Source organism: Sporosarcina luteola, assembly GCF_007991495.1.
In the GTDB taxonomy this organism is placed as follows: domain Bacteria; phylum Bacillota; class Bacilli; order Bacillales_A; family Planococcaceae; genus Sporosarcina; species Sporosarcina luteola.
Genome location: NZ_BJYL01000029.1, coordinates 1 through 19,048 on the forward strand (window position 1 = coordinate 1; position 19,048 = coordinate 19,048).

21 protein-coding genes and 1 riboswitch are annotated in these 19,048 nt (G+C 42.7%); of the genes, 17 read left to right on the plus strand and 4 right to left on the minus strand.

The window, feature by feature from the left end; genetic code table 11:
- Positions 1 to 366: 366 nt before the first annotated feature.
- Together SLU01_RS10945 and yidD are read right to left on the minus strand one after the other, a co-directional pair.
- A complete protein-coding gene (locus SLU01_RS10945) occupies positions 367 to 1,344 on the minus strand; it encodes a metal ABC transporter solute-binding protein, Zn/Mn family (protein ID WP_147058215.1) in 978 nt (325 codons plus the stop codon).
- 122 nt (positions 1,345 to 1,466) lie between these two features.
- Positions 1,467 to 1,697, minus strand: coding sequence for a membrane protein insertion efficiency factor YidD (gene yidD / locus SLU01_RS10950; protein WP_147058217.1), 231 nt, complete (start codon positions 1,695 to 1,697; stop codon positions 1,467 to 1,469).
- Between the two features lie 111 nt (positions 1,698 to 1,808).
- On the opposite strand from yidD, the gene SLU01_RS10955 reads away from it, so the two are divergent.
- The 6 genes from SLU01_RS10955 (at position 1,809) to SLU01_RS10980 (ending at position 6,473) form a co-directional block, all read left to right on the plus strand.
- The gene (locus SLU01_RS10955) at positions 1,809 to 2,258 is read left to right on the plus strand and encodes a Dps family protein (RefSeq protein ID WP_147058219.1); all 450 of its coding nucleotides are present in this window, start codon (positions 1,809 to 1,811) and stop codon (positions 2,256 to 2,258) included.
- 61 nt (positions 2,259 to 2,319) lie between these two features.
- Entirely contained in the window at positions 2,320 to 2,505 is a 186-nt protein-coding gene (locus tag SLU01_RS10960) for a putative motility protein (protein WP_147058221.1), read from the plus strand.
- A 147-nt stretch (positions 2,506 to 2,652) separates the two neighbouring features.
- The gene (locus SLU01_RS10965) at positions 2,653 to 3,015 is read left to right on the plus strand and encodes a transposase (protein WP_170232676.1); all 363 of its coding nucleotides are present in this window, start codon (positions 2,653 to 2,655) and stop codon (positions 3,013 to 3,015) included.
- An 86-nt stretch (positions 3,016 to 3,101) separates the two neighbouring features.
- Entirely contained in the window at positions 3,102 to 3,500 is a 399-nt protein-coding gene (locus tag SLU01_RS10970) for an NUDIX hydrolase (protein WP_147058225.1), read from the plus strand.
- On the plus strand, positions 3,493 to 4,284 hold the full coding sequence (locus SLU01_RS10975; RefSeq protein ID WP_147058227.1) for an alpha/beta hydrolase family protein: 792 nt from the start codon (positions 3,493 to 3,495) through the stop codon (positions 4,282 to 4,284). The genes SLU01_RS10970 and SLU01_RS10975 overlap by 8 nt, the downstream gene beginning before the upstream one ends.
- Before the next feature lie 146 nt (positions 4,285 to 4,430).
- The gene (locus SLU01_RS10980) at positions 4,431 to 6,473 is read left to right on the plus strand and encodes a catalase (protein WP_246110961.1); all 2,043 of its coding nucleotides are present in this window, start codon (positions 4,431 to 4,433) and stop codon (positions 6,471 to 6,473) included.
- Between the two features lie 43 nt (positions 6,474 to 6,516).
- On the opposite strand, the gene pckA is transcribed toward SLU01_RS10980, so the two are convergent.
- On the minus strand, positions 6,517 to 8,103 hold the full coding sequence (gene pckA / locus SLU01_RS10985) for a phosphoenolpyruvate carboxykinase (ATP) (protein ID WP_147058229.1): 1,587 nt from the start codon (positions 8,101 to 8,103) through the stop codon (positions 6,517 to 6,519).
- A gap of 172 nt (positions 8,104 to 8,275) precedes the next feature.
- Positions 8,276 to 8,389: riboswitch (SAM riboswitch) on the plus strand.
- Between the two features lie 181 nt (positions 8,390 to 8,570).
- Here pckA and metK point away from each other — a divergent pair.
- Positions 8,571 to 9,773, plus strand: coding sequence for a methionine adenosyltransferase (gene metK / locus SLU01_RS10990; protein ID WP_147058231.1), 1,203 nt, complete (start codon positions 8,571 to 8,573; stop codon positions 9,771 to 9,773).
- A gap of 549 nt (positions 9,774 to 10,322) precedes the next feature.
- Here the strand turns inward: metK and SLU01_RS10995 are convergent.
- Positions 10,323 to 10,835 carry a gamma carbonic anhydrase gene (locus SLU01_RS10995; protein ID WP_147058233.1) on the minus strand — a complete coding sequence of 171 codons (513 nt, stop codon included), beginning with the start codon at positions 10,833 to 10,835 and terminating at the stop codon, positions 10,323 to 10,325.
- An 81-nt stretch (positions 10,836 to 10,916) separates the two neighbouring features.
- On the opposite strand from SLU01_RS10995, the gene SLU01_RS11000 reads away from it, so the two are divergent.
- From SLU01_RS11000 to nhaC, 10 genes are all read left to right on the plus strand, one after another.
- Positions 10,917 to 11,705 (plus strand): alpha/beta fold hydrolase, encoded by a 789-nt coding sequence (locus tag SLU01_RS11000; RefSeq protein WP_147058235.1) that lies wholly within the window; start codon positions 10,917 to 10,919, stop codon positions 11,703 to 11,705.
- 17 nt (positions 11,706 to 11,722) lie between these two features.
- Positions 11,723 to 12,322 carry a histidine phosphatase family protein gene (locus tag SLU01_RS11005; protein ID WP_308507726.1) on the plus strand — a complete coding sequence of 200 codons (600 nt, stop codon included), beginning with the start codon at positions 11,723 to 11,725 and terminating at the stop codon, positions 12,320 to 12,322.
- 143 nt (positions 12,323 to 12,465) lie between these two features.
- The gene (gene lepB, locus SLU01_RS11010; protein ID WP_373866413.1) at positions 12,466 to 12,993 is read left to right on the plus strand and encodes a signal peptidase I; all 528 of its coding nucleotides are present in this window, start codon (positions 12,466 to 12,468) and stop codon (positions 12,991 to 12,993) included.
- The gene (locus SLU01_RS11015; RefSeq protein WP_147058239.1) at positions 12,994 to 13,623 is read left to right on the plus strand and encodes an AAA family ATPase; all 630 of its coding nucleotides are present in this window, start codon (positions 12,994 to 12,996) and stop codon (positions 13,621 to 13,623) included. It abuts the gene before it with no gap.
- The gene (locus SLU01_RS11020; protein ID WP_147058241.1) at positions 13,580 to 14,125 is read left to right on the plus strand and encodes a GNAT family N-acetyltransferase; all 546 of its coding nucleotides are present in this window, start codon (positions 13,580 to 13,582) and stop codon (positions 14,123 to 14,125) included. The genes SLU01_RS11015 and SLU01_RS11020 overlap by 44 nt, the downstream gene beginning before the upstream one ends.
- A gap of 56 nt (positions 14,126 to 14,181) precedes the next feature.
- Positions 14,182 to 14,364, plus strand: a complete 183-nt coding sequence (locus tag SLU01_RS11025) for a hypothetical protein (protein ID WP_147058243.1) — start codon at positions 14,182 to 14,184, stop codon at positions 14,362 to 14,364.
- A gap of 112 nt (positions 14,365 to 14,476) precedes the next feature.
- On the plus strand, positions 14,477 to 16,627 hold the full coding sequence (locus tag SLU01_RS11030) for an ATP-dependent helicase (RefSeq protein WP_147058245.1): 2,151 nt from the start codon (positions 14,477 to 14,479) through the stop codon (positions 16,625 to 16,627).
- Positions 16,624 to 17,001 (plus strand): fluoride efflux transporter FluC, encoded by a 378-nt coding sequence (locus SLU01_RS11035; RefSeq protein ID WP_147058247.1) that lies wholly within the window; start codon positions 16,624 to 16,626, stop codon positions 16,999 to 17,001. The genes SLU01_RS11030 and SLU01_RS11035 overlap by 4 nt, the downstream gene beginning before the upstream one ends.
- Positions 16,998 to 17,357, plus strand: a complete 360-nt coding sequence (locus SLU01_RS11040; protein WP_147058249.1) for a fluoride efflux transporter FluC — start codon at positions 16,998 to 17,000, stop codon at positions 17,355 to 17,357. The genes SLU01_RS11035 and SLU01_RS11040 overlap by 4 nt, the downstream gene beginning before the upstream one ends.
- A gap of 311 nt (positions 17,358 to 17,668) precedes the next feature.
- A complete protein-coding gene (gene nhaC, locus SLU01_RS11045) occupies positions 17,669 to 19,048 on the plus strand; it encodes a Na+/H+ antiporter NhaC (protein WP_147058252.1) in 1,380 nt (459 codons plus the stop codon).

The window sequence follows — 19,048 nt, forward strand, 5'->3', positions numbered from 1 at the left end:
TCGCCTTATGCCTGTCGCCTCTCGGCAGCCGCTCTCCGCTTTTGCTATCATCTAGCTGCGGGCGGCAGAGGCTCGGGGTCATAAGTCAAAGCTGCTGTGTGGCAAAGGGCGCCACTTCGCATCTTCGCCTTATGCCTGTCGCCTCTCGGGTCGCTTCGGTCTTGAAAGAAAAGGTAAAGAGCGCCTTTTTTTCAAGTCCTCCACCGCCTGTCGAGGCTAAACACCGACCTCCACTTTTGCTATCATCTAGCTGCGGTCGGCAGCCTCTCGGGTCGCTTCGGTCTTGAAAGAAAAGGCAAAGAGCGCCTTTTTTTCAAGTCCTCCACCGCCTGTCGGGGCTAAACACCGACCTCCGCTTTTGCTTGTTTATTTATTACTAAGCGCTTGTTCGAGAACTTTCAAATTTTGTTCCATCAGAGTGAAGTAGGTTTCGTTATTTTTCACATCATCTTTCGTAAGCACTCCAAGATTATGCAACATCAATGATTGAGCGCCGACTTCTTTTTTAACAACTTCTGTCAGCTTTGAAGACACGTTCTGTTCAAATAAAATATAATGGACATTATCTTCTTTTGCTTGTTCGACAATTGTAGCCAACTGCTTTTGTGAAGGTTCACTCTGTGAATTTAACCCTGCTATCGCAACCTGGTTCAACCCATACTCTTTGGAAATGTAGCCGAATGCAGCGTGCGAGACGAAAAATGTTTTTGTAGGAGCTTGCTGAGCCATTTCCTTGAACCGTTCATCCAAATCCATTAAATCATCTTCAAGCATGTCGAAATTCTTTTCGAACGTTTCTGCTTCTTCCGGCATTTTCGTAATAAGTGAATCCTTTATGGACGTCGCCAATTCAATGCTTAAAATCGGAGAAATCCATACATGGGGATCGAATTGACCATGCTCATGATCATGCTCTTCTTCATGTCCATGTTCATCATGATCCTCTTCTTCATCATGATGATGTCCCTCATCTAACTGTTCTTTTGTAATTGAATCAGCGGTAGCTACCAAAGTTACATGTTCATCTTTTAACGTTTTTTTAGCATTGTCCACAAATCCTTCTAAGCCAAGTCCTATGTAAAAAAATAGATCTGCATTGGAAAGAGAAATCATATCCTTCTGTGTCGGATCGAATGAATGCTCATCAGCCCCAGCAGGATAGATGGAATGAACATCAACAAACTCCCCGCCGATCCGTTCTGTGAAGTACTGTAAAGGATACACTGTTGTATATACTGATAATTTATCTTCTTTCTGTCCCTCTGCCTTTTCTTCTTTATTCCCACATGCACCAATTATCAAAGTAAAAATGAGTGCGGGGAGAATGAATAACTTTTTCTTCATAAAAGATTACCCTCCGATTTGTTAATAGTAATGATTACGATTTAACTGCTTTCTTATAATACTAGATGATCATCTATTTGGCAACAAAAAAGAAAAAACCGGCAAGCGCCGGTGTAAATCCATTACTTTTTGTTTATGATTTTTTCGGGAACAGGATCGAAACCACCTTCATGAAATGGGTGACATTTAGAAATTCGACGGATCGCCAACCATGTTCCTTTCAGTGCACCGTGCTTTTCGATAGCTTCGACACCGTAATGTGAACAAGTAGGATAGAAGCGGCATGAAGGCGGTGTTAGTGGAGAAATGATCTTTTGATATATTTTAATAAAACCGATTAAGATTGTTTTCAATGTAGTATCCCCTTGCTTTCTTATATATGTTTATTTTATTTGTTCCGGTGGTAAATTAACAGGAAGATGCATTTGCATTTTAAATACGAATGATTGAAAAGGGGTTTTTTTATGTCTAAGGAATTAATGGAAGAATTAAATGTACAAGTATCTACATGGTCTGTCATGTATGCAAAACTGCATAATTATCATTGGTATGTGAAAGGGAAGCAATTTTTTACATTGCATGCAAAGTTTGAGGAGCTATACAATGAGGCGACTGCCCATATGGATGAAATTGCCGAAAGGATTTTAACACTTGGAGGTAATCCGACAGCAACATTGAAAGAGCATTTGGAGCAGTCCGTCGTGAAAGAGGCGAAGGGCGACGAAGAAGCCGAAGAAATGGTGAAGGCCATCGCTGAAGACTTTGGTGAAATTATGAAGTCACTGAAAAAGGGGATGGATGCTGCCTCAAAAGACGGTGATGATATGACGGAAGACATATTGAACGCGACGTATCAGAGCATCGAAAAGCACCAATGGATGTTGAATGCATTCCTTGGAGAAGATAATAAATAATCGAGTTGTCTTGAAACTTTCGCTATTTCTCCGATAAAGAAGGATGAAGGGAGGAATGGCAATGGACATGAACTCCATCATGGCGAGCCAATTGAGAAGTCTTCAATCGACTGTACAAATGAGCGTCATGAACAAAGCATTATCCATGGAAACAGCAGCAATGACGGATATGCTTCAAGGTCTGCAAGATCAACCTCCTGTGGCAGCACATCCTCATAAAGGGATGTCAGTCGATATAAAGGCTTGATTGTGTGAGCACGGATTCCTGTTTAATTTGGGAATTCGTGCTTTACTTTTGAGGCCGCAAGTAAGTAAGTGTAAAATAAGAAGTGAAAGTGAGAATCATTTCGCTGAAGGGAACCATACTATTTTTTAAAAAAGGATGGTTACTCAAATGGACAACGACAAAGTAAGAATGTACGTTTCAATTGCCAATCAACAAATTTATCCGCATAAGCATGCTTCCCCTTGGGAATACGAAGTGGAAATGAGTAGGGAATTCTTGCCTGTCTTCAATAACCTGTTTTCTCAAATAGGCCGTTTGGAATTCACGAATTTCCTTAGAGGCCATACACGCCCTTATTTACAATACCATTACGATCGGGACAACCATGAAATTGATGTTCGGACGATGAAGTTGTATGCATTAATCCATGAATTTACGGATGAGGAAACGAAGAAGTTTATCGAAAAGCTGCCGTATTTTACAAAAGGCAGTCCGAAGATAACTTCTGGCCCCGTTCAACCATCCAATTGAATGAAAGGACGTGAAGTCACATAGCAACGACTACATTTAAAGATTTACAAGGAGCACATGTCGAGCTGACATTTGGGGATAATCGCATGAATATGGAAGCGAGACATGTACTCGTTGTATTGAAACATAAAGATAAATGGTTATTGACACGCCACTCGGTGCGCGGTATCGAATTTCCAGGAGGAAAGGCGGAGGAAGGGGAAACGATTCAGGACGCCGCTATCCGGGAAACGATTGAGGAAACAGGAGTAACAATTACGGATTTGGTGAAGTTTGCTGAATATGTCGTGGTGAGCAATGTTACTTTTTGCAAGGCAGTGTTCACGGCGCAAGTTGTGAGCATTGACGAGAATCCGCAACTGCATGAGACAGAAGGTGCTTTGTGGATGACGGACGAGGAATTGAATGAGTGCGATGAGTTGAGTTTCCATATGAAAGATGCCGGGATGCCTAAAATCCGTAAGTGGGTTGAAAATTATGTATGATAATGGAGCTATTTTACATAGAAGAGACTATCCATCCCCGAATCCTCACATCCGTCTTGAAGAAATTACGTATTGGTCAGATGGATTTAAAGTGAAAGGGTTGCTTGCAGAACCGATTATCGCAGGGAATTATGATGGACTTATTTATTTGCGCGGTGGTATCCAGCATGTAGGAATGGTTCGCCCGTCTCGCATCGCTCAGTTCGCTTCACAAGGCTTCGTCGTATTTGCCCCCTATTATCGGGGGAACCGTGGCGGAGAGGGGCGTGACGAGTTTGCTGGCGATGATCGGCAAGACGCCATAAATGCCGTCGACGTTATCAAGCAGAGCGCTAAAGTGAATAAGGAAAGAATCCATCTCTATGCTTTTTCGCGCGGCGGGATCATGGCGTTATGGACAGCCATTTTACGGAAGGATATTACGTCTGTTGTCACATGGGCAGGAGTCTCAGATGTCATCTTTACATATAATGAACGGAAAGATATGCGACGGATGATGAAGCGGGTCATCGGAGGTACGCCAAACAGTATGCCAGACGCTTATAGGGAGCGTACTGCTTTGTTTAGAGTAGATGATATCGAGGCACCTGTATTGATTATCCACGGGATGAAAGATGAAAATGTATCATTTGAGCAAGCGATCTTACTGGAAGATGCCTTGAGGGAGCATAATAAGCTTTACGAAACTTGGTATTTCCCCGAGTATACACATTACTTTCCTGCAGAGCATAACGCACAGACTGTCCGTGACTTATGCATATGGATGAAGGAACAAAAAAAATGATGAAATCCTCAATGGAGAAGAATTAAATTCTCCATTGGGGATTTTTATATTATTTCAATAAATAACATTAAGGAACTTATGAATAGACGTCGTCATATATATATTGGGTGAATACCTATCGTAAGGAAAGGTGAGTGAGTTTAAAGTTGAATAATGAAAATGTCAATAAGAACAGTAAACAAGAACAACTAGATGAATTTCGCATCGTCAATGCCGGGAAGCCAATGACGACAAATGTGTCCAGAAAAATCTCAGATGATGAGAGGATTTTAACGGCAGGCAAACGAGGTCCGGGACTGTTAGAAGACTTTCATTACTTCGAAAAAATCACATCATTTGTACATGAAGAAATCCCGGAAAGAAAAGTTCATGCGAGAGGATACGGGGCTCATGGAGAGTTCGAATGCTACCAATCGATGAAACAATTTACGAAAGCCGGTTTTTTACAGGAGGCAGGGAAAAAGACGCCTTTATTTGTCCGGTTTTCTACTGTGCAAGGAAGCAAAGGCTCAAAAGATACGGCAAGGGACTTGCGTTGCTTAGGTGTCAAGTTTTATACAGAAGAAGGGAATTACGATATGACGATGATCGGATTCCCGGTTTTGATCAACCAAGATGCGATGAAGTTCGCTGACATCATTCATGCTTATCAACCTGAGCCACGCACAGGTATGCCGCAAGCAGCGGGAGCACATGATACTTTTTGGGATTATGTTGCAAATAACCCGGAATCACTCCATATGACATTATGGGTCATGTCTGACCGAGGCATTCTGAGAAGTTACAGAATGATGGAATCCTGGTCTGTGAGCACATACTTGTTTGTCAATGATCAAGATGTGGCAACGTTTGTGAGATTTGTTTGGAAGCCTGTTCTTGGCTCTCATTCCTTGCTTATGGATGAAGCACAGAAAATTGGGGGCATTGATCCGGATTTCCACCGACGTGATTTGAGAGAGGCAATTGACCGTGGAGCTTTTGCTGAATATGAATTAGGGGTTCAGCTGATTCCAATGGAAGATGAATTCAAATACGATTTTGATATTATTGATTCCACAAAGTTTTGGCCTGAAGAGCTCATTCCCGTCCAGATTATCGGGAAAATGACCTTGAATCGAAATGTGGATAATGAGTTTTCGGAAATTGAACAAGCGGCATTTAACCCAGCGAACGTCGTTCCAGGAATTGATTTTTCCAATGATCCTGTTCTTCAGGGAAGGTTAGTTGCATACCAAGCGGCGGCATTACATCGGTTAGGCAGTAAAAACTATCAGGATCTCCCAATCAATCGCCCGGTCTGTCCGTTCCATAATAATCAGCGAAAAGGGTTTATGAGGTATCGAATCGATGTAGACGAAACTAGCTATCATAGAAATTCATTGGAAAATAATACACCGTTTACGACTCCGCCTGAAAAAGGCGGATATAAGCATTATCCAATGAAGGTGGAAGGGCATGTCACGCGAGAGCGCCCTGAAAAATTCGATGATTTTTTTACACAGCCTAGAATCTTCTGGAATAGTTTGACGCCGGTGGAGAAGCAACATATGATCGAAGCACTTAGTTATCAAATCGGAAGTTGTAAAAGTGAATCGGTCCGCCAGCAAAGTGTGGATATATTAGTCAACGTCGATAAAGGGATGGCGGACATTGTTGCGGATAATGTCGGGGTCAATCGACCAAACGGTACCAATGTGCCTGTTTCAACGAAGTATCCTTCCTTAAGCCAGGCTAGCACTCCTAAATATGCATATTCCATGAAAGTCGGCGTATTGGTTGGGGATGGATTTAACACAAACGAAGTGACCAATACGATAAAAGAATTGGAAAAGTACGGGGTTTGGGTTGTTATAGTAAGTGAAATGCTAGGCACTGTTACTGGAAGTGATGGCACGAAACTGAAAGTAGACGAAACGTTTCTAACGACTAGCCCTTATTTGCTTGACTCGTTATACGTCGTTGGTGGTCAATCTAAGAACGAGGCGAAATTCAACTCTGATGTCACGGAGTTCATACAAGTGGCATATAGGCATTATAAACCAATCGGTGTCGCTACAACAGGACAGTTCTTTATCGAAGGGTCGGAAGCAAATAATTTGGCAGGTGTTGTATTTGCCGAAAACAATCCAAACTTTGGAGAAGACTTTGTATCAGCTATCGCTCAAATGCGTTTCTATGATAGAACATAAAAAACCAGGCGCGATAAATATGCGCCTGGTTTTTCTTTATATATTATGCTTTTGGTCCGCCTTTTAGCGTGATATCTTCAGAAACATGACCGAACTTCTTGAAGTTTTCGCGGAATAGATCAGCTAATTCAGTTGCTTTTGCATCATATTCTGCCGGATTGCTCCAAGCATTTCGAGGGTTCAATACTTCGCTTGGTACGCCATCGATAGCTTTTGGCATAGCAAGACCGAAAATTGGATTTTCTTCGAACTCAACGTCATTCAATTGACCGGCAATTGCTGCACGCACCATTGTACGTGTATGTTTCAATGCCATACGTTTGCCGACACCATACACGCCGCCAGTCCATCCCGTGTTAACTAGGAATACTTGTGCTCCATGCTCGTCGATTTTCTTTCCTAGCATTTCAGCATACACAGTTGCTGGAAGTGGTAGGAACGGAGAACCGAAACATGTTGAGAAAGTAGCCTCAGGAGCAGTGATACCACGTTCTGTTCCTGCAAGTTTCGATGTGAAACCGCTTAGGAAGTGATACATCGCTTGCTCCTTCGTCAATTTAGAGATTGGAGGCAACACGCCGAATGCATCCGCTGTTAAGAATACGATTGCTTTCGGATGACCTGCAACCGATGGTGTTACGATATTTTCGATATTATGGATTGGATAAGCAGCACGTGTGTTTTCAGTTAATGAATTATCATCGTAATCGGGCACGCGTGTCTTTTCGTCAACCACAACGTTCTCAAGAACTGTACCAAATTGGATTGCTCCAAAGATTTCAGGTTCTTTTTCTTGGGAAAGGTTGATGCATTTTGCATAGCATCCGCCTTCGATGTTGAATACTCCGTTGTCTGACCAGCCATGCTCATCATCACCAATTAGCTTGCGATTAGCGTCAGCTGAAAGTGTTGTTTTTCCTGTGCCGGACAAACCGAAGAATAGGGCAACATCCCCTTCTTGACCAACGTTTGCAGAGCAATGCATGGAAAGGATTCCGCGCTCAGGAAGCAAGTAGTTCATAACGGAGAAAATCGACTTTTTCATTTCCCCGGCATATTCAGTACCGCCAATCAACACAATTCGCTTTTCAAGTGATACAATAATGAAGGTTTCTGATTTAGTTCCGTCAACTGCCGGGTCCGCCTTGAAAGATGGAGCGGCTAAGATCGTGAATTGGGCTTCATGCGTTTTCAATTCCTCTTCTGTAGGGCGGATGAAAAGATTGTGCACGAATAGGTTTTGCCAAGCATATTCATTAATGACTTGGATGGATAGCTGGGATTCTTTATCAGCACCAGCGTAGCCTTTAAATACGAATAATTCGTCTTTCATTTTCAAGTGGTTTAGCACTTTTGTATATAAGGAATCAAATACTTCAGTTGAAATCGGTTGATTCACTTTACCCCAATCGATCTTATCTTTTGAGGAAGCTTCTTCGACAGTGTACTTATCTCCAGGAGAACGGCCAGTGTACTTTCCAGTTTGCGCTGTGATTGCGCCATCTGCAGAAAGTTTCGCTTCTCCGCGAGCTGTCGCTTTTTCAACCAGTTCCGCCACGGAAGGCTGGATGTTTACGTTATTGCCTGAAAGTAACTCATTTAGTCCGCTTTCGATTTTCGCTGAGATCATATTGTTCGTACCGTCCTTTGCATGTAATCCCATTTGCTGGGTTTCATCACATTTCGTAAATAGTATAACACATTTAGAATAATAATCTATACTAATCAAAAACTCAAGCAGATAGTCCGAAAAGATTTGACAAAATCGAAACTTTTCTCTACCATAGATAGTTGAACGGATACTCTTATCCCGAGCTGGCGGAGGGACAGGCCCTATGAAGCCCGGCAACCTGCGTGGTAATCCCACGAGAAGGTGCCAAACCTGGAGCAAGGTTGAATTCCTTGGACGATAAGAGTGAAAGGTGCTGCTTTTGAAATTATGCCTTTCCTCATGTATATTTACGTGAGTGAAGGGCTTTTTATATTGTCAGGCCCTTAATCCTTGTGTATGTTGACGTCGACTCTCTAGGCGCTGAACTTACTGGGACAATTAGAGTACCGTATCAATATTTGCAAGCCGTTAAGGAGGAAACAACAATGACAAATCGCCGATTATTCACATCTGAATCGGTAACAGAAGGACATCCGGACAAAATGTGTGATCAGATTTCTGACGCCATTTTGGACGCAATATTGGAAGAGGATCCGAATGCACGAGTAGCGTGTGAAACAACAATCACGACTGGACTTGTGTTAGTTATTGGAGAAATTACGACAACAACATATGTTGATATTCCGAAAGTTGTCCGGGACACAGTTAAGGAAATCGGGTATACACGTGCAAAATTCGGATTTGACTGGGAAACGTCTTCAGTCTTGACTTCAATCGACGAACAGTCACCGGATATCGCGGCAAGCGTCGACGTTGCACTGGAAGCACGCGAAGGAACCATGTCGGATGCAGAGCTTGACGCAATCGGAGCGGGAGACCAAGGGCTCATGTTCGGATATGCATGTAATGAAACAGCTGAACTAATGCCAATGCCAATTAGTTTATCGCATAAACTGGCCCGCAGACTTGCACAAGTTCGAAAAGAAGACATTCTTCCGTATCTGCGTCCAGACGGTAAAACACAAGTAACGGTAGAGTATGATGAGAATAACAATCCTGTCCGTATCGACACAATTGTCATTTCGACTCAACATCATCCTGATACTACATTAGAAGAAATTCAAAGAGATTTAAAAGAGCATGTCATTCAACCAGTCGTGCCTGCTGAATTATTAGATGGAGAAACAAAATACTTCATTAATCCTTCAGGCCGTTTCGTTATCGGTGGTCCACAAGGAGATGCAGGCTTGACTGGCCGGAAAATTATCGTCGATACGTATGGCGGTTATGCAAGACATGGCGGCGGCGCATTCTCAGGTAAGGATGCTACGAAAGTGGACCGTTCCGCTTCTTACGCAGCACGCTATGTTGCTAAAAACATCGTCGCAGCAGGACTTGCGGACCGTTGTGAAGTTCAATTGGCTTACGCAATCGGTATGGCGCGACCGGTATCCATTTCAATCGATACTTTTGGAACAGGAAAAGTCGAGGAAAGCAAGCTTGTAGAAATCGTGCGTGAGTTATTCGATCTACGCCCAGCCGGCATTATTAAAATGCTAGATCTTCGCCGCCCGATTTACAAACAGACCGCTGCCTACGGCCATTTCGGCCGCACAGACGTAGAACTCCCATGGGAGCAGACAGACAAGGCAGCAGAATTGGTGGAAAAAGCGGGATTGTCTAGTTGAGGATAGAATAAATGCAGGAAGTAAGGAGAAATCCAAGCTTTCTGTTTTTTTATGTTGTGGTGAAATGAGAACTGTACTGGGAAGAATGAGAACTCATTAGTGATAATGAGAACTCTACGGGGAAGAATGAGAACTCAAATAGAGGAAATGAGAACTCTACGGGTAAGAATGAGAACTCAAATAGAGGAAATGAGAACTCTACGGGTAAGAATGAGAACTCATTTAGAGGGAATGAGAACTTCAGGAAGAAGAATGAGAACTCATTTTATGAAGGCATACTCAAAGGTCCATTCTTTCACATTCAAGGTCCATTCATTCCGAACAAAGGCCCATTCATTCACATCCAGGGTCCATTCCTCAGAAGGGAACTAAACTAAATTCGCAACGTTTATACTATTAATACATTAAAAGGTGGCGTTTTGAAAATGGCATTTACCAGTTTAGTTTTATTAGCAATCATTGCTTTTGTTGCAATTGTCACCGTGGCGGGCATCATTGTTTTAGTAGCTTCCAAAAAATAAAATGCTGCCCGAGTGAGCAGCATATCGATTACTGATTGATAGATTTATAAATCTGTCCTTTTTCAACATAACTATCAACGATCCGTTTCATGTCAGCACGATCCTCATCATTCAACTCACGTACAACTTTTGCAGGTGAGCCGAGGGCAAGACAGCCTGGCGGGATTTTCTTGCCCGGCGGTACAAGGCTGCCGGCTCCGATGAACGCACCTTCGCCGATTTCTGCGCCATCCAAAATGATGGAACCCATTCCGATCAGCGCACCTTTACGAATTATGCAACTATGTAAAAGTGCTTTATGGCCAACCGTCACATCATCTTCAATGAGCAACGTTTGTCCGGGGCTTTGATGGAGGCAGCTTAAATCTTGGATGCTGACCCGTTCACCGATAACTGTCGGTGCCACGTCACCCCGTATGACTGTATTGAACCAGATGGAACTGTTTGCCCCGATTGTTACATCGCCGGTAATCGTTGCATAATCCGCGACATAGACGGAAGGGTCGATTTTTGGTGTCTTTCCATTGTATGGATAAATCATGAACGTCTCCTCTTTTCTAAAAATCATGTATAATTTATCGTATCACAAAACTTTCATATACAGAAAGGGGAGGTGATTGCTATGTGGAAATGGGAAGCCGAAGGACAACCGAAAGCAGTAATTGTAATTGTCCATAATGCCTATGAACATCATCGGCGGTATGCATGGCTCATCCAGAAACTTCGAAACGATGGCTTCCATGTCGTAACGAGCGATCTGCCGGGACACGGTTCCGATAGTGGAAGAAGGATTCATGACGAATCATTCGAGTCGTATGTGGACCATGTGAAAAAGATGATTGAAATCGCACTGCAAGATAATTTACCGCTTTTCGTACTGGGGCATGGACTTGGCGCAACGATTGTCATGCATATTTTGCAACGTGAAAAATTGGAATGTGCAGGTTTTATATTCAGCTCGCCTTGGTTGTCTATTAAACATCAGCCAACTAAGTTTTCAGGAGTACTCACAAAACTATCAAGTTCCATGAAAGTGAATCATGATATTACGATTGAGATGTTGACTCGAAACTATGATATGTACATAGAGTTTCAAAACGACCGTGATTACAGTTCCACAGTTGTCGCATCTTGGTATAGGGAAATGCTCACAATGATGAAATCGATCATCACGCATGAAGAAAGTATATATGACGTGCCGATCCTCCTTCACACGGGTGGCCAAGATAAAATAACAGACATTAGTATTGCAAGAAAGTGGCTGCTCAATCAGCAATTATCGGAGCTGCACTACAAGGAGTGGAAGCATCTCTATCATGATCTCTATCAAGAGCCTGAGAGAGAAGAAGTCTATTTGTATATCGAATCATTCATGGATAACGTACTTCGATCGCTAGGGTATATTGTATAGTCTAAAACAAAAGGGGAGTGGTTAGTTTGACGATTATCGGTTTTGTAAGACATGGCGTGACAGCGTGGAATAAAGAGGGAAGAGCGCAAGGCAGTTCGGATGTTCCGTTGGATGAAGAAGGGATTCAAATGGCGGAGCAAGTGGCAGATCGATTAGCGGCAGAACAATGGGATATTATTTATACGAGCCATCTGATAAGAGCGAAGAAGACAGCAGAAATCATTGCAGCGAAAATGCCGGGTGTAGGGCTGGTGGAAGACGCGCGCTTACGTGAAACAGGCGGTGGACTGGTGGAAGGAACGACTGAGGCAGAGCGCATCGAAAAGTGGGGGGAAGATTGGAAACTGCAAGACATGGGGTTTGAAACGCATGAGTCTATCGTTTCTCGTGGATTGGAATCCCTTGATGAAATCAAAAAGAAGCATGCCGGCGAAAGGGTATTGGTCGTCAGTCATGGCAGCTTCATTAAACGGATGTTGAACGAACTTGTCACTGATACAATGTATGAACAAAGCCTTGATAATACGTCTTTAACGATTGTACAGCTATCAGACGAGCATAATATTTGTCAGCTATTCAATTGCACAGCTCATTTACAAAAGACTGTAGAAAATTAAATGAGAATCAATTCGCAGTAGCTATGAATAACCCGACCGCTTGAAAAAGGTGATTGGGTTGTTTAGAATTTGGAACCTTTCATAAGAAAAATAGTCTATAATATAATTAAACAACTACCAATTGCTTGAACGGAGGTCATCAATTGAAAAAAGAAACTACAAATGAAATTATGTCTTGGATTAAATCCATTGCAGTTGCTTGTGTGCTCGTTTTCGTGATTCGCCACTTTTTATTCTCACCAGTCATCGTGTCTGGACAATCGATGGAGCCTACTTTTGAATCGGAGAACCGTGTCGTTATCTCCAAAATCCATAAACTCGATCATTTTGACTTAATTGTCTTCCATGCCCCGGGGTCAAAAGAAGACTATATTAAACGGGTGATCGGTCTTCCAGGAGATACTGTCGTTATGAAAGATGACAAGCTTTTCATTAACGGGAAAGAATACAAAGAAGAGTACTTAGAGGCGAATAAGGATCAGATTTTTAAAGACGAAAAATTGACTCAGGATTTTGAAGTTACCGTTCCGGAAGGACAGCTTTTTGTCTTGGGCGATAATCGAAGAAATAGCACAGACAGCCGGATAATTGGTTGTATCGATCAAGAATCCGTAGTCGGGAAAGTCGGTTTCAGATTCTATCCATTCAATTCCATCGGATTTCCGAAATAAGTGAATAAGGCAAAGATTATCGGCATCGACGGCTTAGGGGGATCAGGGAAAACAACATTTTCCAAAATTCTTCAGCAGCGACTTGACCATGCGAAGCTTTTTCATTTGGATGATTTCATTTATCCGAAATCCATTCGGTATGATCAAAACGTATCAGAACAAGAAGCATATTATAATAAGCAATGGCGTTATGACTATTTGATTCAATCAATTCTAAAACCATTGAAGAACGGGTTGCCGATTAACGGCCTTATTGAATTTTATAATAAAGAAAATGATGACTATGAAGAGAAGCAAGTAATGATTCCAGCTGAAGGAATGATTATCGTTGAAGGTGTATTTCTTCAGAGAAAAGAATTACGGGACTACTTCGATGCTGTCATATTCATTGACGTAAACAAAGAAGACCGACTTGAACGCGTATTGGGTAGAGATCATTATATTGGAACACAAGATGAAATCTTAAAGAAATATGAAAGCCGGTATTTCCCTGCGGAAGATAGATACTTGGAAGAGTACGATCCGGTTCACCTTGCAGATCGAGTTCTTAGCGCTGTGAATTCACGGTTGGAACGGGAGGTAAATGATGTCATTTCCTTTATTGAAAACAGATCGTCTTCGACTCGTTGAAGTGAAAATGGAACATGCACCGGCACTTTTCGCTAATTTTACGGATCCGAGGGTTCTGAAATACTATGGCAGTGAGCCGATGACGGACATTCATCAGGCTGAAAAATTGGTACAGCATTTCAAAAGTACGTTTAAGGCGAAACGTGGGATTCGATGGGCGATCCTAGTGGAAAATGATAATCGCTGTATCGGCACAATCGGATTAAATCTTTTATCGATGGGAATGAAAAAGTCAGAAGTCGGCTTCGAAATTCACCCTGATTTTTGGCGGAGTGGATATACATCCGAAGCATTGATCGCCGTACTGAATTATTCTTTCGGGGAGCTAGGTTTAAATCGAATGGGCGCGGTTACGTTTTTGGACAATAGCGCATCAATCGGCCTTTTGGAAAAGCATGGATTCCAAAAAGAAGGGATCCTTCGCAGCTATCTCTTTCAAAACGGCAAATCGCATGACGGTCAACTATTTTCGCTTCTGCGTGAGGAATGGCTGATAGCATGATTAACTCTCACTCTTTGGGGTATCTTATGAAGACTACTCACACGGGAGTGATGACATTGTTTAAAAAGGATAAAAACAAAGGCCAAAGCAACAAGGACAATACAAGAGCCGAATTGGCCGGCACCGAGTATACCGACGAACAACGACGCACAAACGAAGTTGCCTCCACTGCCTATAAGGGTAGTAAAAACGAAAAAGTGGATATTCAAAACGATCGGCTTGAATCAGGCGGGTTCTAGTCAACAACCTCTGCATAATTGCAGAGGTTGTTTCATTTCACAAGCAACTTCTCAACAATTACGCGTTCGTATGGTAAATTAAGTACAATGCAAAGAGAAGGAGCACCTTGTAATGACGGATTTTTTTAATCGAAAAATGAATGAACTACATATTCAATTGAATGATGTTCAAAAAAGCGCAGTACTTCAAACGGAAGGGCCGTTGCTTTTATTAGCATGCCCGGGTTCGGGGAAAACAACGACGATGATCATGCGAATCGGTTATTTGATTGAAGAGAAGAAGGTAGATCCGAAACGCATAAAAGCGATCACTTTCAGCCGCGCATCTGCAAGAGACATGACAGAACGATTCAAACGTTTCTTTCCACAGCATGATCCAATCGATTTTTCTACGATACATAGCTTGGCTTATAGTATTACAAGAACTTATTTGAATAAAACCCGCACCGGATTTGAATTAATTGAGGGTGGTGGGAAAGGGAAGCAGTCGCCTACTAAATCGATGCTATTGAAAGCCCTATACAAAGAAACGCTGAAAGAAGATGGCACGGAAGAAGAATTGGCTTCACTATCGACGTTCATCAGCTTCCTTAAAAATAGGATGATCCCTTTTAAAGAGTGGGAACAAGTGCCAGGTCCTTTCGATAATGCTGGCAGCATCGCATTGAAATACGAACAGCAAAAATCGAAAACGGTTGGCCACCTGCTTCTCGATTTTGACGATATGTTATCGATCGCAGAACAGGCGCTACGGATTGACGAACAGCTTGCTGAACGCTTCCGTAGCCGATACGATTATATACTAACAGATGAAAGTCAGGATACGTCGCTCGTGCAACACCGGATTGTAGAGCATCTCGTGGCGCATCACGGCAATCTTTGTGTCGTCGCAGATGACGATCAATCCATCTATACATGGCGTGGGGCGGATCCCGCTTATTTGCTCGATTTTAAGAAGGTCTATCCGGATGCAGAGCTGCTCATGATGGAACAGAATTACCGATCTTCAAAAGAGATTGTTGATACAGCCGCCAAATTCATCAAACGAAATCGACATCGATATGCAAAGGAAATGCGGACGGATAATCGTGAGGTCGGGCCTATTTTCATCAAACAATACGAAGATCCGAAACAGCTTTTGGAATATGTCACATATGAATTATTAGATGAGGAAAACTTGAGTGAGGTCGCCATTTTATTCAGAAATAATTCTTCTTCGACAATGTATGTCAATGAACTCCATAGAAGAGGAATTCCTTTTTATATGAAAGATGCCGATGACAAGTTTTTTTCACATTGGATTGTAGAAGATATTTTGAATTTCATGCGCCTGAGTTTCAATGATGAGCGAAAAGATGTTTTTTCAAAAGTGGCAATGAAAATGAATTTATTCATCTCACGAAAGATGCTGACCGAATTTTTAACAACGCCGACTTCGGGGAATGTTTTCGATGCGTTTAAGGACAGTGTTCAACTGAAAAGCAGCCAAATCGACAAACTGAATGACTACAAGGTAGCGTACACTAAAATTCCAACGATGCGGCCTGCCCAAGTCATCCGGATGATTCGCTATGAATTGGAATATGAGGAGGCACTTAAAAGCCGTGCCGCGAAATTCGGTTACAGAATCGATCAACTTCTTGGCATACTGGATACGCTTGAAGGGATCGCCTCACAAGTGCGCACGATGGTTGACTTTGCTACCCGCTTAAAGGAATTGGAAGAAGCGGTTCAGCAGGCCAAATTCAATCCGCCAGATAATGCGTTGACGTTGTCGACATTCCATAGCGCAAAAGGGCTGGAGTTCAGACGTGTGTTTATGATTGACTTAGTGAAAGGGATCATTCCATCTGAAGAGGATGAAAATGATCCGTTGTTAATGGAAGAAGCAAGGCGGTTATTCTACGTTGGAATGACGCGTGCGAAAGATCGATTGGAACTATTATCCTATCAAAAACAGAATGGGAAGACAAAAGAGGATTCCCGATTTGTGAATGAAGTGCGAGGGATCTTGATGAAACCTGAAGAGCAGAAAGTGGAGAAACTGACAAAGGCTAATCTTTCGATTCCTATGGATCCGGATGGTATTCATAACCGGAATGAGCTATCGGAAGGCATGCATGTAAACCATCGCGTATTTGGAAAAGGAGTTGTCCAAGAAATCGGTGAAGAAGACATTCGAATTCAATTTGGAGAGAATGAAAAACGCCTCTCCCTTGAAACGATTTTATTACGTCGTCTATTGAAACTGGTGGAATCATGAAGAAAGCCTTTTTTGTCGGCATTGCTGGTGCGCTCGGTGCGATTTGTCGTGTCGGGATTGGTGAACTCATAGGGGTTTCGTCCGATTTTCCTTTCGCGACATTTGCCGTGAATATGGCGGGAACATTTCTACTTTGCTTCCTTAGCGCAGGCGTCATCCAACGTATCACGGCTAATGAAGAACTGCGGACAGCAATAACGACCGGTTTCTTAGGTTCGTTCACTACTTTTTCCGCATTCAGCATGGAAACAGTGTCCCTATTTCAGAACAGCCACCTATTGTTTGCGCTCTTGTATATTGCTGGCAGTATTCTTGGTGGGTTAATGTTCGGAATTGCAGGTATGAGGGCAGGGTGGAAGGTGGTAAGAGGATGACGGCCGTTGAACTGGTTATGATAGGTGCAGGCGGGTTTATTGGAGCGGTTATACGGTATTTCATTTCCGGTCGGTTGAACAGGGAAGGCAGCCTGCCATACGGGACCTTGGCTGTGAATTTAACTGGTTCCTTGCTGATCGGAATACTAGTGGGATTGGATATTCCAACATTGTGGAAGCTCTTACTCGTATCGGGGTTCGCCGGCGCGCTTACGACATTTTCAACGCTGAATAAAGAGTTGCTGGAATTATGGAATGCTAATCGAAAATTGCAGTTCTTGAGTTATATCTCTTTTACATATGGTGTTGGCATTTTACTTGGGTATAGTGGATTTTTAATCGGCGTGGCATTATGACTATTGACTTTTACAACATGCGTGGTAAGATACAAAACATAATAAAAAACGACAAGACATTCGGATAAATTAAATAATCAACGGAGAGTTGACATAGTAATACCGTCGTGGGCAGCAACTAGAGACTGAATGGGCAGTGCAAATTCAGGCAGCGGCGGGCATGAAGTACATCAACAGTTTTTCTCTTTTTGCAATGAAGTGGATGGCAAAAAAAGCCGTCAACTAGGGTGGTATCGCGGAGAACTCCTTCGTCCCTTTTAAGGGATGGAAGGGGTTTTTTTTATTTATTATAAAGTATAGGAGAGTGTATTATGTTTAAAATTAAAGCGATTCATACGCCGACGTTTTTTGAATCAGCCGCACTCATTGCTGGCATTGTACTCGTTATCAGCGTCAGCATAATAGGATTCGATTCCGTTCCGCACTTGCCTATTCTTTTTTCAATTTTGTTATTAATTGGCTATGGCCTGCTGAAACGGATTCCGTTCCGCCGACTTGAAAAAGGTTTGGTGGATGGTGCAGGAGCTGGGATGAGCGCTGTCTTTCTCTTTTTCTTCATCGGCATTCTGATAAGCAGTTGGATGATGAGTGGCACGATTCCTTCGTTGATTTACGCAGGATTTCACTTGATAACGCCGACTTTCTTTTTTGCGATTGTCTTCGTCGTCACGGCTATCGTAGGCGTCTCAATCGGTAGTTCACTCACGACTGTAGCGACAGTCGGGGTGGCATTCATAGGAATGGCTAGTGTGCTTGAACTTTCATTGCCGTTAGCTGCTGGCGCTATCGTTTCCGGAGCATTTTTTGGTGATAAAATGTCGCCGCTCTCGGATACGACGAACCTTGCCTCGTCGATAGTCGGTGTCGATTTATTTGAGCATATTCGTAATATGGGTTGGACGACTGTTCCAGCTTTTATCATTTCTTTCCTCTTCTTCGGAGCACTATCGCCGAATGTTACTACAGGAGAATTCGAAAAGGTTGCAGTCTTTAAGGAAACGCTTCTTGAAACTGGGATGATCCATTGGTATACGGTCATTCCGCTCGTCGTTCTATTTTTCCTGACCATTAAAAAGGTGCCAGCGCTGCTTACGTTGGCGGTCAGCTCGGCAGTTGCTGTCCTTCTTTCCTTTCTTCATCATACTTATGGATTCACACAAATTCTGGAGATTTTATTCAAAGGATTTGTTTCCTCGACTGGCGTGAAGGATGTTGATGAATTGCTGACGCGTGGCGGAATGGAAAGTATGATGTTCACGGTCGCATTGGTGTTATTGGCTCTCAGTATGGGAGGATTATTGTTTACATTAGGAATTGTCCAAAGTTTATTGGCTCAAATCGAAACGTTATTGAAGAAGGTTTCCTCCGTCATCATGGCTTCTGCTGTTACAGCGATTGGCATTAATGTGTTGATCGGTGAACAGTATTTGTCGATTTTATTGACAGGGCAAGCGTTTCAGACGCAGTATGAGAAAGTCGGACTGGCGAATAAAAACTTGGCTCGAGTCATGGAGGATGCGGGTACGGTTGTGAATCCACTCGTTCCGTGGAGTGTTTGCGGTATTTTCATAACGGATGTGTTAGGTGTTTCGACAGTCGAGTATTTGCCTTTTGCATTCTTTTGTTTGTTATCACCGATTTTAACAATTCTTTTTGGATATATGGGGAAGACATTGACGCGGATAGCTTGA